The sequence below is a fragment of the Aeromonas sp. R5-3 genome, from assembly GCF_040908225.1.
GTDB lineage: Bacteria > Pseudomonadota > Gammaproteobacteria > Enterobacterales > Aeromonadaceae > Aeromonas > Aeromonas dhakensis.
In genome coordinates this window covers 15,599-37,210 of sequence record NZ_JBFODH010000011.1, presented here as the reverse complement: position 1 = coordinate 37,210, position 21,612 = coordinate 15,599, and the positions used below count along the sequence as shown (strand labels likewise).

The window sequence follows — 21,612 nt, the reverse complement described above, 5'->3', positions numbered from 1 at the left end:
CAAGTGAGACAATAAAAAAGGCCCCGTCAGGGGCCTTGGTATTCGGCATATCAGTGAATATGTCTCAGTGCAGTATGTCGCCCATGAAGTAGGCGAGCATGGTCAGAATGACGGTGAAGACCAGGTTCAGCACCAGGCCGGCTCGCATCATCTCACGTTGTTTGATGTAACCGCTGGCGAACACGATGGCGTTGGGCGGGGTGGCCACCGGCAGCATGAAGGCGCAGGAGGCACCGACGGCGATCAGCACGGAGACAACGATGGGGGAGACCCCCAGCGCCTCGGCGACCCCGGCAAACAGCGGCACCAACAGGGCGGCGGTGGCGGTGTTGGAGACCAGTTCGGTCAGGAACACCACGAATGCAGCCAGGCAGAGCAGGATGATGAAGATAGGCATGGTGGCCAGACCGTTGGAGAGGTGCTCCGCCAGGAAGGCGTTGGCGCCAGTCTGCTTCAGGATGGCGCTTAAGGTGAGGCCACCGCCGAACAGCATCAGCACGCCCCAGTCGGTGTTCTGGTTGATGTCATCCCAGCTGGCCACCCGGCTGATGGCAATGGCCACGATGGCGCCCATGGCGATCAGGGTATCGAACTGGGGAATGCCCCCCATTGCCTTGGCGATGGGTTGGGAGCCGATCCACAGCAGTACCGTGGTCAGGAAGATGAGCAGGGTGATCTTGCGTTGACCGGTCCACTGGATGGTCACCTTCTCGGTGCTGACCTGATGGGAGAGGTCGGGGCGCGTCACCAGATACAGCAGGCCGATGCCCACCGGCATGAAGATAAGCACCACCGGGATGCCAAACTTCATCCAGTCGGTGAAACCCAGCCCCATCTGGGCGGCCGCGATGGCGTTGGGCGGGCTGCCCACCAGGGTGCCGATACCGCCGATGCTGGCGCTGTAGGCGACCCCCAGCAGGACGAAGACCAGGGTGCGGCGCTCCTTGTGGGCGTCGATGCCTTTGAGCATGCCGAGGGCCAGCGGCATCATCATGGCGGCGGTGGCGGTGTTGCTGATCCACATGGAGAGGGCGGCCGTGATGGTGAAGAGCACGATGGCGGCCCAGCCGAGGTGACCCTTGGCAAGCTGCATCACCTTGGCGGCGATCTGGGTATCCAGCCCTTGTTTGGAGAGGGCTGCAGCCAGTGCGAAGCCGCCGAAGAAGAGAAACAGCACCGGGTTGGCGAAATCCGTCAGGGACTTGCTCATGTCAAACACCCCGAGCAGGGTCGCAAGTACCGGGATGGAGAGGGCCGTGATGGTGATGTTGACTGCTTCTGTCAGCCAGAGAATGGCGATGAAGACCAGGATCCCCAGCCCCTTGTTGACGTTGGGGTCAAACGGCAGCCAGGCGAGCATGGCACAGAGCAGCAGGACATCCAGGATGACGATCCCGGATTTGACGTCCAGCCAGCGTGATGGGGTAGTAGAGGGTACTGCAGATGTGTGCATATCGTTCTCTCGGTTAATTTATGGTTGTTGTTGTGTTGCCGAGATTACATTCATCCCCCCGTTTGAAACAGGGGGATCTGGTCAAAGCATGCCGAGACTCACAGAGTTAAGACAAGTTAAAACGCAAATAAAACATAAATTAAACAAGTTGGTATCATTTGTGGCTGTTCAGAAAGGAGGCAAGCCACTCCTTGAACAGACTGGGGGGCAGGGAGCCGCTGCGCTGAGCCACCATCTTGCCCTGCTTGAATACCATCAGGGTGGGGATGCTGCGAATGGCGTAGCGGGCCGCGATGGTGGCCTGTTGCTCGGTATCGACCTTGACGAAGCGGATTTTTGGCTCAAGTTCACTGGCAACTTGTTGAAAAACAGATGAAAATTGAAGGCATGGTCCACACCAGCTGGCCCAGAAGTCGACCACGACTGGGATGTCGGACTGGATCAGGGTATCGAATTGCTGCTCCTGGCCGGTGACCGGGGTGGTGGCGAACAGTCCGCTCTTGCAGCGACCACACTTCGCGTTTGAATCCACCTTCTCCTCGGGCAGGCGGTTCCTGGTGAAGCAGTGGCTACAATAGGTAGTGATAAATGACATAATTGATTCCTGTATGCATAAGCCCTGCAACATCTTTATTGCACTGTCAGGGCAGAGTAACGGTAACATAGCAGTCAATTATCTTTCACAGCCAGTGATCCCGTAGCGACGTGATGTCGGTGGATGCATGGCCATGACATGAGAATCGAGACGGGATGAATAATGTGACACGGGTCAATCGTGTTGTACTTAGCCTGATCATCGTATCGCTGCTGGCGTTTTCCGGCTATTGCTGGCAACTGCTCAGCCAGCAGCAGAAAGCCTCGGAGCTCAGCGTGGCGGCGGAGTTGATCCTCAACCGGGTCAATACCGATACCGTCTATCTGCTGGGGCGCGAGAAGGCCAACGACGGCAATGTACAGCAGCGTCTCAATCAGCTGTCGAGCAACCTCGACAGTTTCGTACGCCAGGTGCGCAACGACCCCGACTCGGCCGACAATCCTCACTCTCAATCGCTGTTGCACGATATCGACAGCTATCTGCTTGATCTCGCCAAGCTCTACTCCATGGAGATGGCGATCGAGTACATAGAACAGCCCTTTCAAAAGCAGCTGAACGGCCTGCTGGCAACCCTGCCGGCGGACGCGCCGCTGGCCATCGATCTGACCGAGCTGGCCCAGCTCAGCAATTACCTCAAACGCAGCTGGGACAAGGGCGAGCAACAGCAGTTGCAGGCCCTGCAGCGCCGTCTCAAGACAGCCTATCCCGCTTATCCCGAGGTAGTCGGGTTGGCCCAGCTGAGTGAGGATGTCAGTCATCAGGTCGTGGCATATCACGTGCTGCGCAACCAGGTCATCGACATGCACGAGCTGGAGGGGCTGTCGCGCTGGAAACAGAGCAAGATGGAGCAGGCCTCCTCTCTCAAGAGTCGCTTCTATCTGATGGTGCTGGGGGGGGCCATGCTCTGCTTCGGACTGGTGGCGGTGACCCTGTGGCGGCGCAACCAGAAGCTGAGCGAGTTGTCGCGTCAGACCGGTTTGCTGGCCCAGGCCAAGAGCGACTTTCTGGCCAACATGAGCCACGAGATCCGCACCCCTATGAACGCCATCATCGGCTTCAGCTCGCTGGCACTGCAGACCGAGCTGGATCAACAGCAGCGCGATTATCTCAGCAAGATCAAATCCTCATCGGATACCTTGCTGCTGCTCATCAACGACATTCTGGATCTGACCAAGGTGGAGTCCGGCAAGCTGACGCTGGAGGAGATCGACTTCGATCTCAGCGAGCAGATCGACTCGCTGGCGGGCATGTTCGCCGATCTGGCCGAGCGCAAGCACGTCGAGGTCATCATCAACAAGTCGCCGGCGGTGCCCGACTTTCTGCGTGGCGACCCGCTGCGCCTCGGTCAGGTGCTGGTCAATCTGGTCAACAACGCCATCAAGTTCACCGAGCGGGGCGAGGTGGAGGTGTCCATCACCCTGGTCAACCCCCATCCCATGCAGGTGCGTTTCAGCGTGCGCGACACCGGCATCGGTATTGCCGAGGAGAAACAGGCCCAGCTGTTCCAGCCCTTCACCCAGCTGGAGGCGGGCAACACTCGCAAATATGGCGGCTCCGGGCTTGGCCTCAACATCTCCCAGCGGCTGGTGGAGCTGATGGGGGGGCGGATCACGGTGCAGAGCAAACCGGGTGCGGGCTCGGTGTTCCAGTTCGAGATCCCCATGACCAAGGCGGTGTATGGCGTCTCCGGACGGCGGGTCTTCTTTGAGAATCAGCCGCTGGTGCTGGTGATGGATGACAACGAGCTGGTGCTGGATCTGGCCAAGGATATCCTGGGCCGGGCAGGGGCCAGGGTGATGGCGGTCAACAGCCTCTCGCGGGCGCGTCAGGTGCTGCGGGAAGAGGGGCAGAACGTCCGGCTGGCCATTCTCGACTGGCGCATGGGGCAGGAGGATGGGCTGGATCTGGCGCTCGAAATGTACCAGCACAGCCAGTGGCGCCGACTGCCCATCCTGATGACCAGTGCCTGGGCCAAGGAGGGGTTGCACGGGCGGATGGAGAGCATGGGGCTGACCCACTTCCTGCCCAAGCCGATGACCGAAAATGCCCTGCTGGCCAAGGTGGACGAGCTGCTCAACGGCAGTTCACACGATCAGCAGTTCCGCCAGGCCGAGGTGCAGGGCGACCAGCAGCATTTTCGCGAGCTGCTGCAAGGCATCCGGGTGCTGCTGGCGGAGGACAATAGGGTCAACCAGCAGCTCATCATCGAATATCTGCGCCGGGTCGATGCCCTGGTGACCGTGGTGGGCAACGGCCGGGAGGCGGTCGAGCGGGTGGCCGAGCAGCCGTTCGACGTGATCCTGATGGACTTGCAGATGCCGGTGCTGGACGGGCTGGATGCTACCCGCCAGATCCGCAAGATGGTCGACAAGCACGATGTGCCCATCATCGCCCTGACGGCCAGCGCCATGCCGGGAGACAGGGAACGCTGCCTCGGCGTGGGGATGAACGGCTATGTTACCAAGCCGGTCAGCAAGCTCGATCTCTACAACAACCTGTTGCAGTGGGTGAAGAGCGCCAGCGGCGAGCGGTTGGTGCCGCTGGAGGTGAAGCCGCCCGATCTGATGGGGGTACTGGATCTGGAGGATGCCCTCAGACGGCTGGAGCAGGACAAGGAGGCACTGCAGATCCTGTTCAAGCTGTTCATGTCGGAGCACAAGGATGACCTGTGGGAGATCCGCTCCGCCCTGCGTCGCCAGCAGCCCGACATCGCCTGCCGGTTGTTGCATACCCTCAAGGGGGTTTCCGCCAACATCTCAGCGTCCCGCCTGCAGATCCTCGCCGGCGAGCTGGAGTGGCGACTGCGCCAGCAGGAAGAGCTCACCGAACAGGATCTTGAGCAGTTGCAGCAGGTCTTCAGTCTGACCCGGGAGGAGGTGTCTCACTTCCTGCTGACCGGAGAGCAGCATGAAGCATCGTATGGTGCCTTTGAGCAGCGCGATGATCGTTTGTTGTAACAAGTGAAATAGCAATAATTCTCAAGCCTTCTGCTTCAGGCTATCATGACCTCCTCGTATCGCCCCCAGCCGGGGGCGATTGCATTGGGCTTTCCATGACGGGCGGCAGCCTCGGCCTGCCGCGACAAAGGATATCTACGTGAGCGTATTTGCAAGGCTGGGCTGGTTCTTCAAGGAGCAGTGGCAGCGTTACCTGGTCGCCATCTCGCTGTTGATGATGGTGGCCCTGTTGACCGTGATCCCGCCCAAGGTGGTGGGGTGGGTGGTGGATGGCATCGCCAAAGGGTCGCTGGACAACGCCACCCTGACCGGTTATCTGGCCGGCTTGTTCGGCCTAGGTCTGCTCATCTATCTGCTGCGCTACGTGTGGCGGGTCATGCTGTTTGGTGCCTCCTACCGGTTGGCCTATGTGCTGCGCAACCGGCTCTTTGGCCACTTTACCCGCATGAGCCCGGACTTTTATCAGCGCCACCGCACCGGCGATCTGATGGCCCACGCCACCAACGACATCCAGGCGGTGGAGATGACCGCCGGGGAAGGGGTGCTGACCCTGGTGGACTCCATGATCGTCGGGATCCTGGTGCTCTCCATCATGTGCAGCCAGTACTCCTGGCAGCTGACCCTGCTCTCTCTGTTGCCGCTGCCGGTGATGGCGTTCTTCATGAACCGCTTCGGTACCCAGATCTACAAGGAGTTCAAGGCGGCGCAGGGGGCCTTCTCGCGGCTCAACAACAAGACCCAGGAGGCGCTCTCCGGCGTGCGGGTGCTCAAGTCCTATGCGGTGGAATCGCTCGAAGATCGCGGCTTTGCCGAGCTGACCCGGGAGGCGGGCGCCTGCAACATGGCGGTGGCCCGTATCGATGCCAAGTTCGATCCCGTGATTTACCTGTGCATCGGCTGCTCCTACTTCCTCGCAGTGGCGGGCGGCAGCGCCCTGGTGCTGCGTGACGAGCTGACCCTGGGGGAGCTCACCAGCTTTACCATGTACCTCGGTCAGCTGATCTGGCCCATGTTCGCCATCGCCTGGCTGTTCAACATCATCGAGCGCGGCAGCGCCGCCTATTCGCGGATCGAGAGCCTGCTGGCCGAGCGCAGCGATATCGAAGAGCCGGCTCACCCGGTGGCGCTGGCCTCGGCCTTTCCGCTGCGCGCCGTGACGCTCAGCTACCAGCTCGAGCAGCGCACTCTGCTGCGCAATGTGGAGTTCACCCTGCAAGCCGGCGGCATACTGGGGATCGTCGGGCGCACCGGGGCGGGCAAGAGTTCCCTGCTCAAGCTGTTGATGCGGCTGGCCAATCCCACCGCGGGGGAGATCCGCATGGGGGAGGTGCCAATTTCGCAACTGGCGCTGGGTGAGCTGCGCAGCCAGTTTGCCTATGTGCCGCAGGAGCCGTTCCTCTTCTCCACCACTATCGCCGCCAACATCGCCCTCGGCCGCCCCGATGCCAGCCGGGAGGAGATTGAGCGGGTGGCGCGTATCGCCTGCGTGCACGACGACATCAGTCGTTTCCCTAAGGGCTACGAGACCGAAGTGGGGGAGAAGGGGGTGACCCTCTCTGGCGGCCAGAAACAGCGGCTCGCCATCGCCCGCGCCCTGCTGCTGGAGGCCCCCATCCTGGTGCTGGACGATGCCCTCTCGGCGGTGGATGCCCACACCGAGCAGCAGATCCTGCACGCCCTCAAGGCCCACAAACGGACCCTGATCCTGGTCAGCCATCGGATGACGGCGGTGGAGCAGGCTGACGAGATCCTGGTGCTGGAGCAGGGCCACATCAGCGAACGGGGTCGCCACGGCACCCTGATGGCCCACAACGGCTGGTATGCGGACATGGTCCGTTATCAGCGTCTCGAGCAAGACGTGGAGGAGAGCCTGTGAGTCCACTCATCAAGCGCGTCTTCACTCGGTGTGGCGCTGAGCCTGAGTGCTGGTATGCCAGCCTGGTGCCTCGTCATCAGCTGCTGAAACAAGACGTGGAGGTGCGCCTGTGAACCCGACCATCAAACGACTGCTCGGGTACTGTGCCCGTTACCCGCGCTGGCTCATTCAGGCCGGGATCTGCCTGCTGCTGGCCACCGGCGCCGAAGTGGCCGGCCCCCTGCTCATCAAGCTGTTCATCGACGACTATCTGGCGCCACGCCAGCTGGTGTGGCCCGCCATCGCGGCCATTGCTGCCGGTTATCTCGGCCTGCAGGTATTGTCTGCGGCCGGTTTCTACCTGCAGTCCCTGCGCTTCAACCGCATCGCCCAGGCGGTGGTGCAGCGCCTGCGCGAGCAGGTATTTGCCACCGCCATCCGGTTGCCGGCCCGCTACTTTGACCAGCACCGCTCGGGTTCGCTCATCTCCCGCATCACCAACGACACCGAGGCGATCATGAACCTCTATGTGCAGGTGATAGGGCTCTTGGTGCAGAAGGTGGTGCTGCTGTGCGGCATCCTCATCTCCATGGCGCTGCTGGATCTGCGGCTGATGCTGGTGTGTGCCTGCCTGCTGCCGGCGGTGGGCGGGGTGATGTGGCTCTATCAGAAACTGAGTGTGCCCGTGGTGCGGGCGACCCGCAGCCTGCTCTCCGATATCAACAGCCGCCTCAACGAGTCGCTGCAGGGGATGCCGGTCATTCAGACCATGGTGCAGGAGCGCCACTTCGCCAACGCCTTTGCCGAGGTGAACCAGCAGCACTGGGCAGCGCGCCTCAAGAGCCTCAAGATCAACGGCATTTTGCTGCGCCCGCTCATCGATCTCTTCTACATGATGGTGCTGATCGGCCTGTTGGCGCTGTTTTCCCGCGAGGGACTGAGTGCGGAGGGCGCCATCCAGGTGGGGGTGCTCTACGCCTTCATCAGCTATCTGGGGCGGATGATCGAGCCGCTCATCGAGATGACTAACCAGCTCAACCAGTTGCAGCAGGCCATGGTAGCCGGGGAGCGGGTCTTTGCCCTGCTCGATGAAGCGCGCGAGAGCACCGCAGGCGAGATGCGCCCGCTCAAGGGAGAGGTGAGCTTCGAGCGGGTAAGCTTCTCCTACGATGGCGAGCAGCAGGTGCTGCGGGATGTGAGCTTTGCCGCCCGTCCCGGCCAGATGCTGGCGCTGGTGGGTCACACCGGCAGCGGCAAGTCCACCATCATCAGCCTGCTGATGGGCTTCTACCCGTTGGATCAGGGCACCATCCGCTTCGATGATCACCCGATGGCGAGCCTGTCGCTCTCGGCGGTGCGCCGCAGCATCGGGCTGGTTCAGCAGGATCCCTTTATCTTCGTTGGGACGTTGGCGGAAAACCTGCGGCTCGGCCGTGACGGCATCCTTGATGCGCAGCTCTGGCAGGCGCTGACCGAGGTGCAGCTGGCAGAGTTCGTGCTGAGCCTGCCGGAGGGGCTGAACACCCTGATGGAGGAGGGGGGCAAGAACCTCTCCGCCGGCCAGCGTCAGCTGCTCTCCTTTGCCCGCGCCCTGGTGGGAGATCCGCGCATCCTCATTCTGGACGAGGCAACTGCCAGCGTGGACTCCCAGACCGAGCTGGCCCTCTCTTCGGCGTTGGCGGCGGCGCGCCGTGGCCGCACCACCATCGCCATCGCCCACCGCCTCTCGACCATCGTCGACGCAGACGAGATCCTGCTGCTCTCTCGCGGTCAGGTGAACGAGCGAGGCACCCATGGCGAGCTGATGGCGCTGGGCGGCCACTATGCCCAGCTGTTCGAGATGCAGAGCCAGGGAGCCTGGCTCGAGGAGAAGCGGGCCTGACAGCCACAGGAACGAGCAGAGGGAACCATTGCGGTTCCCTCTTTTTTTGGGCTGAAGAAATGGCGGCAGCGTGATCCGCGTCCTTGTCGAACGCCAGCCATGCTGGCAACATATTGTTTACATCAACTCATCGGATCAGTTCGCATATGGATTTGCAACGTTTGAAGGCCAACCTGGCGCTGCGGCTCTTTGCCTGGCGCTACATTCCCGTCATCGGTTTTTGTGCCCCCGTCATCGAAGAGATGAGCGCCAAGGCGCTGCGCATTCGCATTCCACTGGGGTGGCGCACGCGCAACCACCTGGGCAGCATGTATTTCGGTGCGCTGGCCACCGGCGCCGATCTGGTGGGCGGTCTGCTGGTGATGGAGAAGGGACGGCAGCGGCGCAAGAAGGTGCACTTCGCCTTCAAGGATGTGCAGGGGGAGTTTCTGAAGCGGCCCGAGGGGGATGTGCAGTTTGACTGCGCGGCCGGGGAGGAGATCGACGCCATGATCGACGAGTCGCTGGCCAGCGGTCAACGCATCAACCGCCCCATCCAGGTGGTGGCCACTTGTCCGTCACTGAACGGAGATGAGGCGATGGCGCGCTTCGTGCTGACCCTCTCCATCAAGGCCAGCTAAATGCCAAAGGGCGCGTCGGCGCCCTTATTCAAGCAAGGTTCAGAGGATCTCGGGGCTGACGCCCTCTTTCACGACCATCTTCATGCAGTTGAAGTTGACCACTGCTCGGCCACTGTGCCAGGTAGCGCTTGGGTGGCAGAGCGGCGGGTCAGAGGATCTCCGGGCTGACGCCCTCTTTCACTACGACCTTCATGCCGTTGAAGTTGACTACCTGGCCGGCCACTATCTTGCAGCGCTTGCGGGTCTCCACCTGACCGTTGACCTCGACCAGGCCGTCGGCGATCAGCGCCTTGGCTGCGCCGCCACAATCAGCCCACCCCTGATGTTTGATAAGGTCACACAGGGCAATAAAGGGGTGCCCTTCGAGCAGAAACGTCTCCATGGAAAATCCTCTCGTGGATAAATGGCTGAAACAGCAGGGCGATTATTCTAGGCAGTTCGGGCCGTCAAGGAAAGGGCAAGGGCGCTGTCTGCGGGCAATAGTGGCTTGCAAGACTATTTTCGGGGCGCACGCCATAGCAGTCAGCCCGGCACTGGCCGGGCTGACTGAGATCATGGGGCAAACCGCTTTTAGCCAAACTTCACCACGGCTTCCCCGCTGACGGCGATGGCGCCGGTTGACGTCAGGATACGGGTGGCCAGGGTGATGATGGGCTTGTCGCTGCGCAGGGCGATGATCTCCACCTCTGCCGTCACCTCATCCCCCACAAACACCGGTTGCTTGAAGGCGAGGCTCTGACCGAGATAGACGGTGCCCTTGCCCGGCAGTTGCTGACCCAGCAGCCCCGAGAAGAGGCTGGCCAGCAGCATGCCGTGCACGATGGGGCGCTCGAACGGCGTGGTGGCGGCGAAGGCGGGATCCAGGTGCAGCGGATTGAAATCCTCCGACAGCCCGGCAAAGGCCGCGACCTCTGCCGCCCCGAACCGCTTGGTCAGACTGGCCTTTTGGCCCACCTCGAAGGGGAGCGTGCTCATGCGGGCTCCTCCTCGGGTGTCGGCGCAAAGACCGGGTTGAGCCGTACCTTGACGTAGCCACCGGGCGCCGCCTCCAGCCCTTCGCTCGGGATGCGGGCGGGGATGGGGGCGGGATCCTCTTCCCGGCTCTGGATGAAGGCTGCCATTTGCGGCCACCAGGAACCCGGGGTGTGGGTCGCGCCGGTGAGCCACGCCTCGGGGCTGGCGGCTTCGGCGTCGTTCTGCCAGAAGCCGTACTTGTTGGCATCCGGCGGATTGATGATGCCGGCGATGTGGCCCGATTCGGCCAGGATGAAGCGCTGCTCGCCACCGAACAGCTTCATGCCCTGCCAGGTGCCCTGCCAGAGGGCGATGTGATCGTCCATGGCCGACACCAGCAGCACCGGGGCCTTCACCTTGGCGAGATCGATGCGGGTGTGGCGGATCTTGAGCTCCCCCTTCACCAGCTGGTTTTCCAGATAGAGCCGGCGCAGCAGGCTGTTGTGGGTCTTGCCCGCCACGTTGGTGCTGTCGCTGTTCCAGTGCAGCAGATCGAACGCCACCGGGCTCTGCCCCTTGAGGTAGCTGTCGATGTAGTAATTCCAGTAGAGGCTGTTCTCCCGCAGCAGGCTGAAGGAGACCGCCAGCTGGCGCCCGTCCATGATGCCCTTGGCTTCGTTCTGGGCTTCCAGCGCCGCAATGATGGGCTCGTGGATGAAGATGCCAAGCTCCCCCGGCTGGGAGAAGTCGAGCAGGGTGGTGAACAGGGTGGCGGATCGAACCCGTTGCTTCTGGCGCCGGGCGGCCAGCCAGCCCATGGCCAAGGAGAGGGCGGTGCCGCCGATGCAGTAGCCGATGCCGTGCACTTCCCGCTCGCCGGTAGCCGCCTCCACGCCATCCAGCGCGGCGATGACGCCGTCCACCACGTAGTCGTCGAGATCGATGTCGGCCTGGGCCGGCCCCGGGTTACGCCAGGAGATCATGAACACCGTCTGGCCCTGGGCAACCAGCCAGGCCACCAGGGAGTTCTGGGGCCGCATGTCCATGATGTAGTACTTGTTGATGAAGGGCGGCACGATCAGCACCGGCGTCCTGGCCACCGTCTCCGTGGTCGGGCTGTACTGGATAAGCTCATACAGCTCGGTGCGTTGCACCACCCGGCCCGGGGTCAGTGCGAGATCACGGCCCAGCTCGAAGGCGGATTCGTCGGTCAGGCGGATGTTGAGGTGATCGGCGCTGCGCTCGAGATCTTCGGCCAGCAGGGTCAGCCCGCGCACCAGGTTCTGGCCGTCTGACTCCAGGGTGAGCTTGAGCAGCTCCGGATTGGTAGCCAGAAAGTTGCTGGGGGCCATGGCGTTGATGTACTGGCGGGTAAAGAAACGCAGCCGCTCCCGGCTCTTCTGGGGCACCCCTTCGAGGGCATCCACCGAGTCCAGCAGGTGTCTGGCGGTCAGCAGATAGGATTGCTTGAGGTAGTCATAAATGGGCTGCTCGCTCCAGGCGTCGGCCTTGAAGCGGCGATCGCTGCGCTCCGGGGCGATGACCGGCTCGCTCTGCTGGCCTGCGCTCTTGAGCAGGGTGTGTTGCATCAGCTTGAGCTGATCCTGCCACCAGTTCATCTGGGCATTGATCAGTTGCCAGGGCTGCTGGCTGCCCTGTTCCAGCACCTGGCCGAGATCGTCGAGATTGGTCTGCAGCAGGGCCTGGGCCGTGCGCTCGGTCTGCGCCTTGGCCATGTCCAGCAGCTTGTCGTTGTAGTGGGCCAGGGCCTCGAACAGCGGGCCGTAAGATGATTGGCTCATGTTCTCTCCTTCACCCATCCCCGGCGCAGGGCGAGCCTGTCGTGACGGAGCATGGGGAGATGTGGCTGCCCGTCGCGGGCAGCCAGGGGGATATCAGGCCTTGCCCGTGCTCTTTTTGATGCCGTCGGCAGTCAGGGCGTCCAGATCGTCCTTGAACTGCTGGCCGAGGGCGTTGAGCTTCTGGATGTCGTCCAGCATCTGGCGGGAGAGCTGGCTGGCGGTTTCCAGCTGGACGGTGCCGAGGGCTGCCAGGCTCTGGGCATCCTGCACCTTGCCGGCAGCCTGCAGCTGGTTCAGCCCCAGCTCGGCATAGGCGTTGGCGGAGGCCAGTTGCAGCCGGGTCAACTGCTCGATATTGCTGGCCAGCAGCTGGTTGTAACGGGTGAGGGGGGCGGCAAAGCCTTGCATCTGCTCGGTAAAGGTCTTGATTACGTCCATATTCATCGCGCGTCTCCGTGGTTGGCAGAAGGTATTGCAAAAGGGCCTATGGCCCGGGTTGGGTCACAACTATGCGACTACATCCTCAAGTCGTTGCGTATCGCTTGCTCTGTTCAAACGTACGTTTAAGCATTGTGTTATCAAATGAGGCTTGATGTAAATAATATAAATGTTAATTTTTGGCGAAATGTTGACTCTGGTCTGTCCAGTCTGATTGGCTGGATTCAGACGAGGGGTGACGCAGCCAGCTCGCTTCGACCTCGTTACCGGGCCGCAGGGCTGGTAGGCTGATGCACTCCCTGAGCCTCGAGGAATGCACCGATGAAACCTGCCCGCCTGCTGCTTGCCCTGGGGGCTGCGGCCCTTGGCGGCGTTGCCCACGCCAGTACCCCTGTCCAGCTCTCCTTGCCCGGCGTCAATCTGCCCGCGTCTCACCAGGTCGAGGGGGCCAGAGCCTCTGTTCTCTATGGTCGTACCGGTCAGGTGAAGGGGATCGATCTGCCCGTTTTCGCCCTCTCCGACGTGGATCAATTCACCGGTCTGCAGCTTGGCGTCTTTTTCGGTGCCGGCCGGGTACGCCACCAGTTTGGCGGGGTGGCGATCAACGCACTCAACTGGCACGAGGGTCAGGACAAGGGGGTCAACCTTGGCTTCGTCAACCTGACCAACAATGTGCAGGGTCTCAACTGGGGGGCCGTCAATATCGCCAAGGGCAATGCCCTGGCCAACGTCGGCTTCGTCAACTATGCCGAGCGCACCACCTTCCAGCTGGGCTTCATCAACGCCACCAAACACCTGGACGGTCTGCAGATCGGTCTCGCCAACTACGCCGAGAACGGGGTTTTCCCCATCTTGCCGCTGATCAATTTCAAGAAATCCTTCTAAGCTGCGCCGCCAGCCTTGCTTTAGGGGCGCCAGCCATTACCCTGTGCTGCATTGATAGCGTGCAGAGGTGACACTGGCATGACAATGGAACACATGGATGCCATCGGCATCGGCTGGGACGTAAGAGGCTGGCAGGGCAGTGCCCAGGCCGTGGCCGTGGTGGGGTGGCAGGCGCGTGAGCAGCGGCTGCACTGGTTTGGCGTATCGCCCCTGTTTCGGCTGAGCTCGAGGGTTGCGCCGGATCTGGATGCCTTGCTGCGCCCGGCGCTGCATGACGAGATCCACCTGCTGCAGGTGCTGGCCTGTCCGCAGCTGGCGCTGGGGATAGACGCGCCGCTGGCGTTTCCTCGCGCCTTTGGCGAGCTGCTGGCGGGGAGGGCGACCGAGTGCGCCGTGCCCCAGCGCGAAATAGACAACCCTTATGCCTACCGGGACTGCGAACGCTGGCTCCATGAGCAATACGGCAAGAAGCCGCTCTCGGCCACCTTCGACAGGCTCGGCAACAATGCAACCCTGGCGCTGGCCATGCTGCCGAGGTTGGCCGACTTGCGACTGGTGCCCAAGCAGCAGGCTGAGGCCGATCGCGCCGTGCTGGAGGTCTATCCCGCCCTTGCCAAGACGGGGGGCAAGGCATCGACGGTGCGTGCCGAGTTGCTGCAGCATCTGCCTGCCGATGTAACGGCGGGAACCGATCGCTACGATGCCGCCATCTGCGCCCTGATGGCGCTGCAATATGCCGCCAAGGGGAGCGTCTCCCTGTTGCCGGCACTGGTGGCGCCGCCCGCCGAGATGGCTTTGGACGAGGGTTGGGTCTACCACTTCGCTCGCCCCTGATAAACCGGATCGGGCCGACCAGCCCGATCCTGCCTTTGGTCGGCCGTGAGCTCCTCACTTGCGCTGACGTAGTTTCTTCCTTTCACTACGCTGCCTTGCTGCCTTGCTGCCTTGCTGCCTTGCTGCCTTGCTGCCTTGCTGCCTTGCTGCCTTGCTGCCTTGCTGCCTTGTTGAGGCCAGGGCTGCACCCGGCCATCTGTCCGTTCGCATGCCATCGCACGGATCAACAAAAAGAGCGGATTTATTAAGCCCATATGCCATCAAACAAGAGTGTTTAATCACCATTTCAAACCACGCCGGTGTCCTCCGCTGTCTCGGACTCTGGCATCGCAGTAAAGAGGGGGGGATGTGGGTGACAACGCGAGTCTCCTCGAGGCTTGAGCAGACCAAATAAGGGTTTGTGCTGATCAAGGGTGGAAGTTCAATATCTTCATCCGATATATTGCGCCTTTCCCCTGACTCTTCTCTGCGGTGATGTCGATGAAACGCATTCTCTCTATCCAGTCCCACGTGGTGTTCGGCTGTGCCGGCAACAGCGCTGCCGTATTCCCCATGCGCCGTCTAGGTATGGAGGTATGGCCCATCAACACGGTGCAGTTCTCCAACCATACCCAATATGCGGCCGGTTGGCAGGGGATGGCCATGCCTGCAGGGCATATCAGCGCCCTGTGCATGGGGCTCTCGGACATCGGGGTGCTGGGACACTGCGATGCCGTGCTGAGCGGTTATCTCGGCTCGGCTGAGCAGGGGGACGAGATCCTGACGGTGGTGGCCGCGGTCAAGGCCGCCAACCCTGCCGCCATCTATTTTTGCGATCCTGTGATGGGCCACCCGGAGAAAGGGTGCATCGTCGCGCCTGGGGTGACCCGCTTTTTGACCGAGAAGGCGCTGCCGGTGGCCGATGTCATGGCCCCCAATCTGCTGGAGCTGGAGACACTGTGCGACGTCCATCTGACGGATCTGGCGCAGACGCGGGCCGCCGCCCATCAGCTGCTGGCACGCGGGGTGAAGATGGTGCTGGTCAAGCATCTTGGACGTGCCGCTCGCGAGCCGGGTCGTTTCGAGATGCTGCTGGCCACCCCCGAGGGCGATTATCTGATCGACCGTCCGCTCTACGAGTTTGCCCGCCAGCCGGTGGGCGTGGGGGATCTCATCAGCGCGCTGATGCTGGCCAATCTGCAGGCGGGTTACGATGCCGTCAGCGCGTTCGAGCGCACTAATGCGGCGGTGGATACGGTACTGCTGCGCACCTGGCAGGCCGATGCCTATGAGTTGCAGCTGATCGCGGCCCAGGAGGCCTTTGCCGCCCCCCTGATCAAGGCGCGGGCCGAACGGTTGGCCTGATCTTCCCATCAGGGGCCAAGTCTGGGCGCGGATGATCCACGATCTGCTTGGCCCCCTGATCATCTTTCCTCATCTCTCGGTTAACAGTCCAGCCCTGCGCCGCTTATCTGGTTGCACACCGAACGAGGCAATGCCGCCTCAGCCATCCTCTTGGTCCTGACACTGGGCATCCGGTTCAGATCAGGCCGTTGCCCTGTTCCCGCTGCTCTGCTTCATCGAACGTGACCTGCCGGTAGTGCTCGACCGTGGGGAAGGGATCGTAGAAGTGATGGAGCAGGGCCTTCCACTGCTGGTACTGGGGTGAGCCGCGAAAGCCCTGGGTGTGATCTTCGAGGCGCTGCCAGTTGACCAGCAGCAGATAGCGGTGGGAGTCGGTCAGCGAGCGCTGGAGCTGGTGTCCGCCATAGCCCGGCATGGTGCTGATGATCCGTTGGGCCTGGGAAAATGCCAGCTCGAAGGCGGCAGCCTGACCGGGGATGACCTGCAGATGGGCGACTTCCAATATCATGGTGACTCCTTGTCCCAAGGGGAAAGGGCCATTGCAGCAGGTCGGACGGGGAATGACAAGGCCGGACACAGGGGCCGACCTTGCCGGTTTGATCACGATATTACTTGAGTGCCGATCAGGTGCGTGGGTGGCGGGCCCGGTAGCGCTCGGCCATGGCATTGGCCGCGATCATGGCGTGGTAGACATCCTGCTCGCTGACGCTCATCGGCATGTTGCCCATGGTGTCGAGAGGATCGCAGGCAAGCTTGGCCACCTGACGCCACTCGCTCTCCACGAACTGGCTCAGCCCCATCTCCTGCAGGGTCATGGGCAGGCCGGCCAGCTGGATGATGCGCATCACCTCGTCGAGCTCGGCCTGGGGCGCGCGCTCGAGCACCAGCTGGGTGAGCAGGCCGAACACCACTTTCTCACCATGCTGGGCCCGGTGCAGATCTGGCACCACCGACATGCCGTTGTTGACCGCATGGGCCGCCGCCAGGCCGCCCGCCTCGGCGCCTACGCCACTCAGATAGATGGTGGCCTCGATGGTCTGCTCCAGCGCCGGGGTGGTGACATGGTGGCGCACCGCGTCCATCGCCAGCTCGATGTTCTCCCCCAGCAGCTCGTAGCAGAGCCGGGCCAGCCCGAGGCCGGTGCGGGAGGGGCGCTTGCCCACCAGATTGATGCCGTCGGCCCGGTAACAGGCGCGGGCCTCGAAATAGGTGGCGAGTGCATCGCCCACGCCGGCGGCAAAGAAGCGGGCGGGGGCCGCCGCTATGATGGCGGTGTCGGCGATCACCACGTCCGGGTTTTGTGGCAGGAACAGATAGCGCTCGAACTCGCCCGCCGGGTTGTAGATCACCGCGAGGGCGGTGCAGGGGGCATCGGTGGAGGCGATGGTGGGAAACAGCACCACCGGGCGGCGCAGGTAGAAGGCCACCGCCTTGGCGACGTCCAGGGTCTTGCCGCCGCCGATGCCGACGATGACGTTGGCCCCCTGCTGTTCGGCAAGATCGCACAGGCGGCGGATCTCGATGTCGGTGCACTCGTAGTTGAACTTCTCGACCGCTCCTTTCAGGCCCGCCTGCAGCAGGCCGGCCAGCGCCTCTTCCCGCACCCGCTCCAGAATGAACTCGTCGCTGACAAGCAGGGCGTTGTCGCCGAAATCTTTCACGTGATCATGGAGTTGGGGCAGCAGATCGTGGCCGATGATGAACTTTTTGGGGGAGGTGACGGTACGAGGCAGGATAGACATGCAATATTCCTCAAGGCAGTAAGTGGCACCCGATTGGTATGCAAACGGGTCTTCCTGCCACACCATACGCCTCGCCTGGCGTGAGGTGAAGGAAAAATGGCGCTCAAATGGGGCTGAAGTTGGAGCGGAATTAATCCATCTGACCGATTTGATTGTTTTGGAAGGGCAAAATGCAGGGAAAAACTGCACGCCCTCTATAGGGAGGGCGCGGCAGTTCAGTGGAGGTGTGGTGCGAGCCTCAGAGCTGCTTGTAGAAGAAGAGGGTGGCCGCCAGGGTGCCATCGGCACTGCGGGCAAAGGCGGGGATCTGGCCCGCCTCCTGATAGCCCAGCTGGCGATAGAGGCGGGAGGCGGCATCACCCACCCGGGTGTCGAGCACCAGCAGGCTACGGCCGGCCTCTCTGGCCCCTTGCTCCATGCTGGCCATCAGGGCACGGCCGACCCCCTTGCCACGGTGGAGACTGTGCACCATCAGTTTTTCCACCTCGGCGCGGTGACGGCCATTGGCTTTGGTGCACAGCGAGAGCTGGAGGGCACCGACCAGCTGGTGTTGCTCAAAAGCGACCCAGAGCCGGCGGCTGCCCGCGGCCAGCTCCGTCTCTATGCCCTGCCAATAGACGAGCCCCTGCTCTTCGGTCAGCGGCGGCAGGAAGCCCACCGAGGCCCCACTGGCCACGCTGTCTTGCAGCAAAGTGATGAGGGCAGGCTTGATGCCCTGGGTGGTATCAACCTCAACTATGTCCATCAGGAGTCCTTGTCAACGAAGTTCACGCCGTCGGCCCGGTCTGCCACGGCGCCTGCCGCCAACGGGACTGGCGGCAGGATGACTGGCTAGACTCGCCGTTTCCGCCGCCAATTTCAAGTCGTTGCCACTCGCCGGGTGCGCCCGATCACGCCACCCGGGCAGTTTCCCCTAGCGCATAAGCTTCTGTTCGACCAGCCAGGCAAACAGCAGCCGGGAAACCGGGGAGATCTCGGCCAGATGGCGGCTGTCGAGCCAGCGCAGCTCGGCGATCTCCGCCGAGGCGACGGGCGTGCCGTCAGCCTCGCCGGTGTAGCAGCGCAGCCTGACGTTGACCCCCTCTGGCTTGCCGTCGGCCTGGGCGCTGAACTCACAGGCAAACGCCAGGGTGTCGGGCTTGAGGGCCACGGCCAGCTCCTCCTCGATTTCGCGCATCAGCGCCGCCTCGTCGCTCTCTCCCGCTTCGCGCTTGCCGCCGGGAATGTAGTAGATGTGCTTGCCGTGGGAGCGGGCACAGAGCAGTTGCTGATCCTTGAAGGTCAGCCAGGCGAGTTTGTCGATCATGGTTCTATTCCAGTAGTCAATCAGTAGAGACTGTTCACGTATTTCTCGGTCGGTTCAGGCAACAGATCCTGTGGGTGATCACCACCAAACGTGGCCCATTTGCTTTTTCCTTTAAACGACGAGTTGGCGATACTCTTTTTGCTTAGGGTGTCGTATATAACTAATTGAATTTCAATTACATCTGGCTTGCCTGACCATTCGGTAGCCCTCTCTTCCCAATGTAAAATGACGGGTTTTACGTAATATCTGAATTGGGTTGGTTGAATATCGTTCAGGCAAGGTTCGCCATGGCAACGGGTGGTAATTTCAACTCTGTGAGCTTTCTTGGAAAATGCTGCATAGATTGCCTGAGCAGTCATTTGACCCGAATTTTGATATTGCGTCGTTTCGTATGAGCCATCTTGAGGCTGCGAAATAAGTACCCCCTGGCTGGGATCGAGCTTGCTGGTCATTGTTTGCACATTTGATTGCTGATATGTAGAGCTGCAGCCAACAGCAAGTAATGACAAGAGGGCAGTAACATAGTTTTTCAAAATACATTCCCTTGTTTAATTGAATAAGTTTGATGATTTGGGTAATAGCATGATTTTTATATCAAATCTAATCAATAGACTGATTGATTAAGCTCACATAACTCTTTGTAAGAGCGGTGCTCACGCTGTTTCAAACCCAGTGTTGACGCCAACGCTTCCAAGGCATGCCTATATTCCACCAGTCGCTCCTCGTCATCGGTCATGATGGCCAGCTCGGCAAAATCGCCGAGCCCCGCCAGGTGATCCAGGGTGACGTGGAACGGGCCGACGAAATAGATGCTGCGTACTTTGCGAAGGGTCAGTATCGGCTGGTAACCCAGGGTGTGCAGCATGCTGATGGCCTTGTCGGCGTCGGTGATGTTGACCGCCTCGCAGCGATCGGGTTCGGGCCCCTTCACGATCCAGAGCCGGATGCCGGAGGGGTGCATGGCGCGGATCAGCAGGCTCTTGCCCGCCGCGCTCAGGCTGCGGTCCGGGGTGTCGAAGTAGGTGTCCTGCTCCTGGTTGCGCTCCAGCATCACCTCGGGATTGAGGGCGGCGAGGGCTGTGGTGAAGGCCGCGACATCGCCGAGCCTGTATTTGAACTCGACCTCGAAGCGGCCCTGAAAGTGCTGTGCTGACATCGACAGGCATCCTTGAGTGTGCGGATTGGCATGGCGGGCAGCCTAGCAAAGTTGGCGGGCCGGCCCAAGGGGCAAGGCGGCAGGATGTGGAAACGATCTGTTTCCGGGGCGCAGGGTTGATCAATGCGCAGCATGCCACCGTGATCAAGGGCAGGCACCGCACATGGTCGAGTGAGTTCGGGCATGGCGGTTGCTCACAAGCTCGCCGAGCGGCCGGCAAAAGTTCGCGTTGGCGCACAGGATGGGGCGTGCAGGCTGGGCGAGGGCAGACCCTTGTGTTTTAATCCTCGCCACGTTTGCGGCAGCCGCCCCGTGCCGGGCCGCTGCCTTCGCTTTGGCAAGATGCAGGTGAGAAGATGCAAGTGACAGCAGAGAGCAAGTTTATCGGACTCGGGGTGGCGGGCAACTTCGCCGGTCATCTGGAGCAGGCCGGCGAGGCCTCGGATTTCGTGGCGGTGGTGGTGCGTGACACCAGCGCCCCCAAGGCGCTGTTCCCCTTCTACGTGCCGGGCCACCCCGGCCAGCTCGGCGTCTTCCCCTTGAGCGGCGACGCCATCTTTTTGCCGGAGGCGGCGGTGAACGGCGATGAGAAAGTGCAGATAGAGCCGGAAGTGGCGCTCTGGTGCGAGCTGGAGTACGCGGGGGAGCAGGTGGTGGCCATCCATCCGCGCGCTTTTGGTGCCTACAACGACTGCTCCATCCGCCGTCCCAACGCCAAAAAGATCAGCGAGAAGAAAAACTGGGGTGAAGAGAGCAAGGGGCTGGCCCCCGCGTTGTTGCCCCTGTCCCACTTCGCCGCCGGCTGCGAGCTCGATGACTACCGCATCGCCTGCTATCTGGAGCGGGATGGTGAGCTGCACCCCTACGGGGTCGACAGCGCGGCGGTGGATTACAGCTACTTCCACGGCCAGCTGCTGACATGGGCCATCGACAAGTTCAACCATCAGCAGGACGAGGGGCCGGCCGAGCACATCCAGGGGCTGCTGGCCCAGGCCGGGCGCCCGGCTCATGCCCTCATCAGCATCGGGGCCACCCGCTATACCCCGTTTGGCGAGACCCACTTCCTGAAGCCCGGCGACACCGCCTGCGTGCTGCTCTATCCGGCCAGCCGTTATAGCGAAAGTGATATCCGTGAGGCCATTCGCACCCGTCAGTTTGGGCCGGATCTGTCGGTGCTGCTGCAGGCGGTCAAGACCCGCTGAGGGGCGTTTGCCGATTTGCAGGTATGGTGCCCCCGAGGTTTGCGACCCTCGTCCAGGGTGGCGACGTGTCGCCATGGTTCAAGGAGAAGGAAGGATGACGCTCATAAGGTGCTGTACCCTGCAGGATATGACCGGCCTGCTGGCACTCTATCGGGAGTTGCGCCCCCATGACCCCACGCTTGCGCCGGACGCTGCCCGCACGGCGCTGACGGCCCTGCTGACTCAGCCGCACCTTCACCTGCTGGTGGCGGAGGTGGATGGCCAGCTGGCCGCCACCTGCCAGCTTGGCGTGGTCGCGACCCTGACCAACGGTGGCCGGCCGTTTGGCATCATAGAGCACGTGGTGACGGCCTCTGCGTTTCGGCGCCGGGGCATCAGTCGGCAGTTGCTGAGCCATGCGCTTGAGCTTGCCTGGCAGCAGGATTGCTACAAGGTGATGCTGCTGTCGGGGGAGGGGCGCGATGAAGCCCACCGTCTCTATGAAAGGCTGGGCTTCAAGGCCGGCATCGAGAAGGGGTTTGTCCTCAAGCAGGTCGACGCCATGGCGACGACCGGACAGGCCCCGAACAATCAAGCGATTGAGTGAG

At 61.9% G+C, this 21,612-nt stretch carries 21 protein-coding genes; 9 read left to right on the top strand and 12 right to left on the bottom strand.

Features of this window, described 5'->3' with window-relative positions; genetic code table 11:
- Window positions 1-64: 64 nt before the first annotated feature.
- Both AB5Y95_RS05390 and trxC read right to left on the bottom strand, forming a co-directional pair.
- Window positions 65-1,453 carry a DASS family sodium-coupled anion symporter gene (locus AB5Y95_RS05390; RefSeq protein WP_005300397.1) on the bottom strand — a complete coding sequence of 463 codons (1,389 nt, stop codon included), beginning with the start codon at window positions 1,451-1,453 and terminating at the stop codon, window positions 65-67.
- Between the two features lie 154 nt (window positions 1,454-1,607).
- A complete protein-coding gene (trxC, locus tag AB5Y95_RS05385) occupies window positions 1,608-2,048 on the bottom strand; it encodes a thioredoxin TrxC (protein ID WP_368159841.1) in 441 nt (146 codons plus the stop codon).
- A gap of 155 nt (window positions 2,049-2,203) precedes the next feature.
- On the opposite strand from trxC, the gene AB5Y95_RS05380 reads away from it, so the two are divergent.
- The 4 genes from AB5Y95_RS05380 (at window position 2,204) to AB5Y95_RS05365 (ending at window position 9,362) form a co-directional block, all read left to right on the top strand.
- Window positions 2,204-5,005 (top strand): response regulator, encoded by a 2,802-nt coding sequence (locus AB5Y95_RS05380; protein ID WP_010634113.1) that lies wholly within the window; start codon window positions 2,204-2,206, stop codon window positions 5,003-5,005.
- 139 nt (window positions 5,006-5,144) lie between these two features.
- Window positions 5,145-6,881, top strand: coding sequence for an ABC transporter transmembrane domain-containing protein (locus AB5Y95_RS05375; RefSeq protein ID WP_368159839.1), 1,737 nt, complete (start codon window positions 5,145-5,147; stop codon window positions 6,879-6,881).
- A gap of 109 nt (window positions 6,882-6,990) precedes the next feature.
- A complete protein-coding gene (locus AB5Y95_RS05370; protein WP_368159837.1) occupies window positions 6,991-8,742 on the top strand; it encodes an ABC transporter transmembrane domain-containing protein in 1,752 nt (583 codons plus the stop codon).
- Window positions 8,743-8,888: 146 nt separating this feature from the next.
- Entirely contained in the window at window positions 8,889-9,362 is a 474-nt protein-coding gene (locus tag AB5Y95_RS05365; RefSeq protein ID WP_005300417.1) for a DUF4442 domain-containing protein, read from the top strand.
- A 148-nt stretch (window positions 9,363-9,510) separates the two neighbouring features.
- On the opposite strand, the gene ybcJ is transcribed toward AB5Y95_RS05365, so the two are convergent.
- The 4 genes from ybcJ to AB5Y95_RS05345 all read right to left on the bottom strand — a co-directional run bounded on the left by ybcJ (window position 9,511) and on the right by AB5Y95_RS05345 (window position 12,562).
- Window positions 9,511-9,744, bottom strand: a complete 234-nt coding sequence (gene ybcJ, locus AB5Y95_RS05360) for a ribosome-associated protein YbcJ (RefSeq protein WP_005300419.1) — start codon at window positions 9,742-9,744, stop codon at window positions 9,511-9,513.
- A 188-nt stretch (window positions 9,745-9,932) separates the two neighbouring features.
- Entirely contained in the window at window positions 9,933-10,337 is a 405-nt protein-coding gene (locus AB5Y95_RS05355) for a MaoC family dehydratase (RefSeq protein ID WP_017765421.1), read from the bottom strand.
- Window positions 10,334-12,118, bottom strand: a complete 1,785-nt coding sequence (locus AB5Y95_RS05350) for a class I poly(R)-hydroxyalkanoic acid synthase (protein WP_368159834.1) — start codon at window positions 12,116-12,118, stop codon at window positions 10,334-10,336. Before AB5Y95_RS05350 ends, AB5Y95_RS05355 begins: the two co-directional genes overlap by 4 nt.
- Window positions 12,119-12,211: 93 nt before the next feature.
- Complete coding sequence (locus AB5Y95_RS05345) at window positions 12,212-12,562, bottom strand: phasin family protein (RefSeq protein ID WP_005300428.1); 351 nt, start codon at window positions 12,560-12,562, stop codon at window positions 12,212-12,214.
- A 315-nt stretch (window positions 12,563-12,877) separates the two neighbouring features.
- Here AB5Y95_RS05345 and AB5Y95_RS05340 point away from each other — a divergent pair, with 315 nt between their 5' ends.
- The 3 genes from AB5Y95_RS05340 (at window position 12,878) to pdxY (ending at window position 15,619) form a co-directional block, all read left to right on the top strand.
- Window positions 12,878-13,441, top strand: a complete 564-nt coding sequence (locus tag AB5Y95_RS05340; RefSeq protein WP_268038735.1) for a phaC PHA synthase — start codon at window positions 12,878-12,880, stop codon at window positions 13,439-13,441.
- Window positions 13,442-13,519: 78 nt separating this feature from the next.
- Window positions 13,520-14,275: a DUF429 domain-containing protein gene (locus AB5Y95_RS05335; RefSeq protein ID WP_025201780.1), complete on the top strand. Its 756-nt coding sequence runs from the start codon at window positions 13,520-13,522 to the stop codon at window positions 14,273-14,275.
- A gap of 480 nt (window positions 14,276-14,755) precedes the next feature.
- Entirely contained in the window at window positions 14,756-15,619 is an 864-nt protein-coding gene (gene pdxY / locus AB5Y95_RS05330; protein WP_368159831.1) for a pyridoxal kinase PdxY, read from the top strand.
- Window positions 15,620-15,794: 175 nt separating this feature from the next.
- On the opposite strand, the gene AB5Y95_RS05325 is transcribed toward pdxY, so the two are convergent.
- From AB5Y95_RS05325 to AB5Y95_RS05300, 6 genes are all read right to left on the bottom strand, one after another.
- Window positions 15,795-16,127 carry an antibiotic biosynthesis monooxygenase gene (locus tag AB5Y95_RS05325; protein WP_368159828.1) on the bottom strand — a complete coding sequence of 111 codons (333 nt, stop codon included), beginning with the start codon at window positions 16,125-16,127 and terminating at the stop codon, window positions 15,795-15,797.
- A 115-nt stretch (window positions 16,128-16,242) separates the two neighbouring features.
- Entirely contained in the window at window positions 16,243-17,361 is a 1,119-nt protein-coding gene (locus AB5Y95_RS05320; protein WP_026141034.1) for a glycerol dehydrogenase, read from the bottom strand.
- A 238-nt stretch (window positions 17,362-17,599) separates the two neighbouring features.
- The gene (locus AB5Y95_RS05315; RefSeq protein ID WP_005300445.1) at window positions 17,600-18,106 is read right to left on the bottom strand and encodes a GNAT family N-acetyltransferase; all 507 of its coding nucleotides are present in this window, start codon (window positions 18,104-18,106) and stop codon (window positions 17,600-17,602) included.
- A 168-nt stretch (window positions 18,107-18,274) separates the two neighbouring features.
- Window positions 18,275-18,667 carry an NUDIX domain-containing protein gene (locus AB5Y95_RS05310; RefSeq protein ID WP_026139176.1) on the bottom strand — a complete coding sequence of 131 codons (393 nt, stop codon included), beginning with the start codon at window positions 18,665-18,667 and terminating at the stop codon, window positions 18,275-18,277.
- 20 nt (window positions 18,668-18,687) lie between these two features.
- Entirely contained in the window at window positions 18,688-19,200 is a 513-nt protein-coding gene (locus tag AB5Y95_RS05305) for a DUF4823 domain-containing protein (RefSeq protein WP_124250985.1), read from the bottom strand.
- Between the two features lie 71 nt (window positions 19,201-19,271).
- Window positions 19,272-19,823, bottom strand: coding sequence for a class IV adenylate cyclase (locus AB5Y95_RS05300; RefSeq protein WP_124250984.1), 552 nt, complete (start codon window positions 19,821-19,823; stop codon window positions 19,272-19,274).
- A gap of 356 nt (window positions 19,824-20,179) precedes the next feature.
- Here AB5Y95_RS05300 and AB5Y95_RS05295 point away from each other — a divergent pair, with 356 nt between their 5' ends.
- Both AB5Y95_RS05295 and AB5Y95_RS05290 read left to right on the top strand, forming a co-directional pair.
- A complete protein-coding gene (locus AB5Y95_RS05295; protein ID WP_139430787.1) occupies window positions 20,180-21,025 on the top strand; it encodes a DUF5718 family protein in 846 nt (281 codons plus the stop codon).
- 94 nt (window positions 21,026-21,119) lie between these two features.
- Window positions 21,120-21,611 (top strand): GNAT family N-acetyltransferase, encoded by a 492-nt coding sequence (locus AB5Y95_RS05290; RefSeq protein ID WP_368159822.1) that lies wholly within the window; start codon window positions 21,120-21,122, stop codon window positions 21,609-21,611.
- Window position 21,612: the final 1 nt, after the last annotated feature.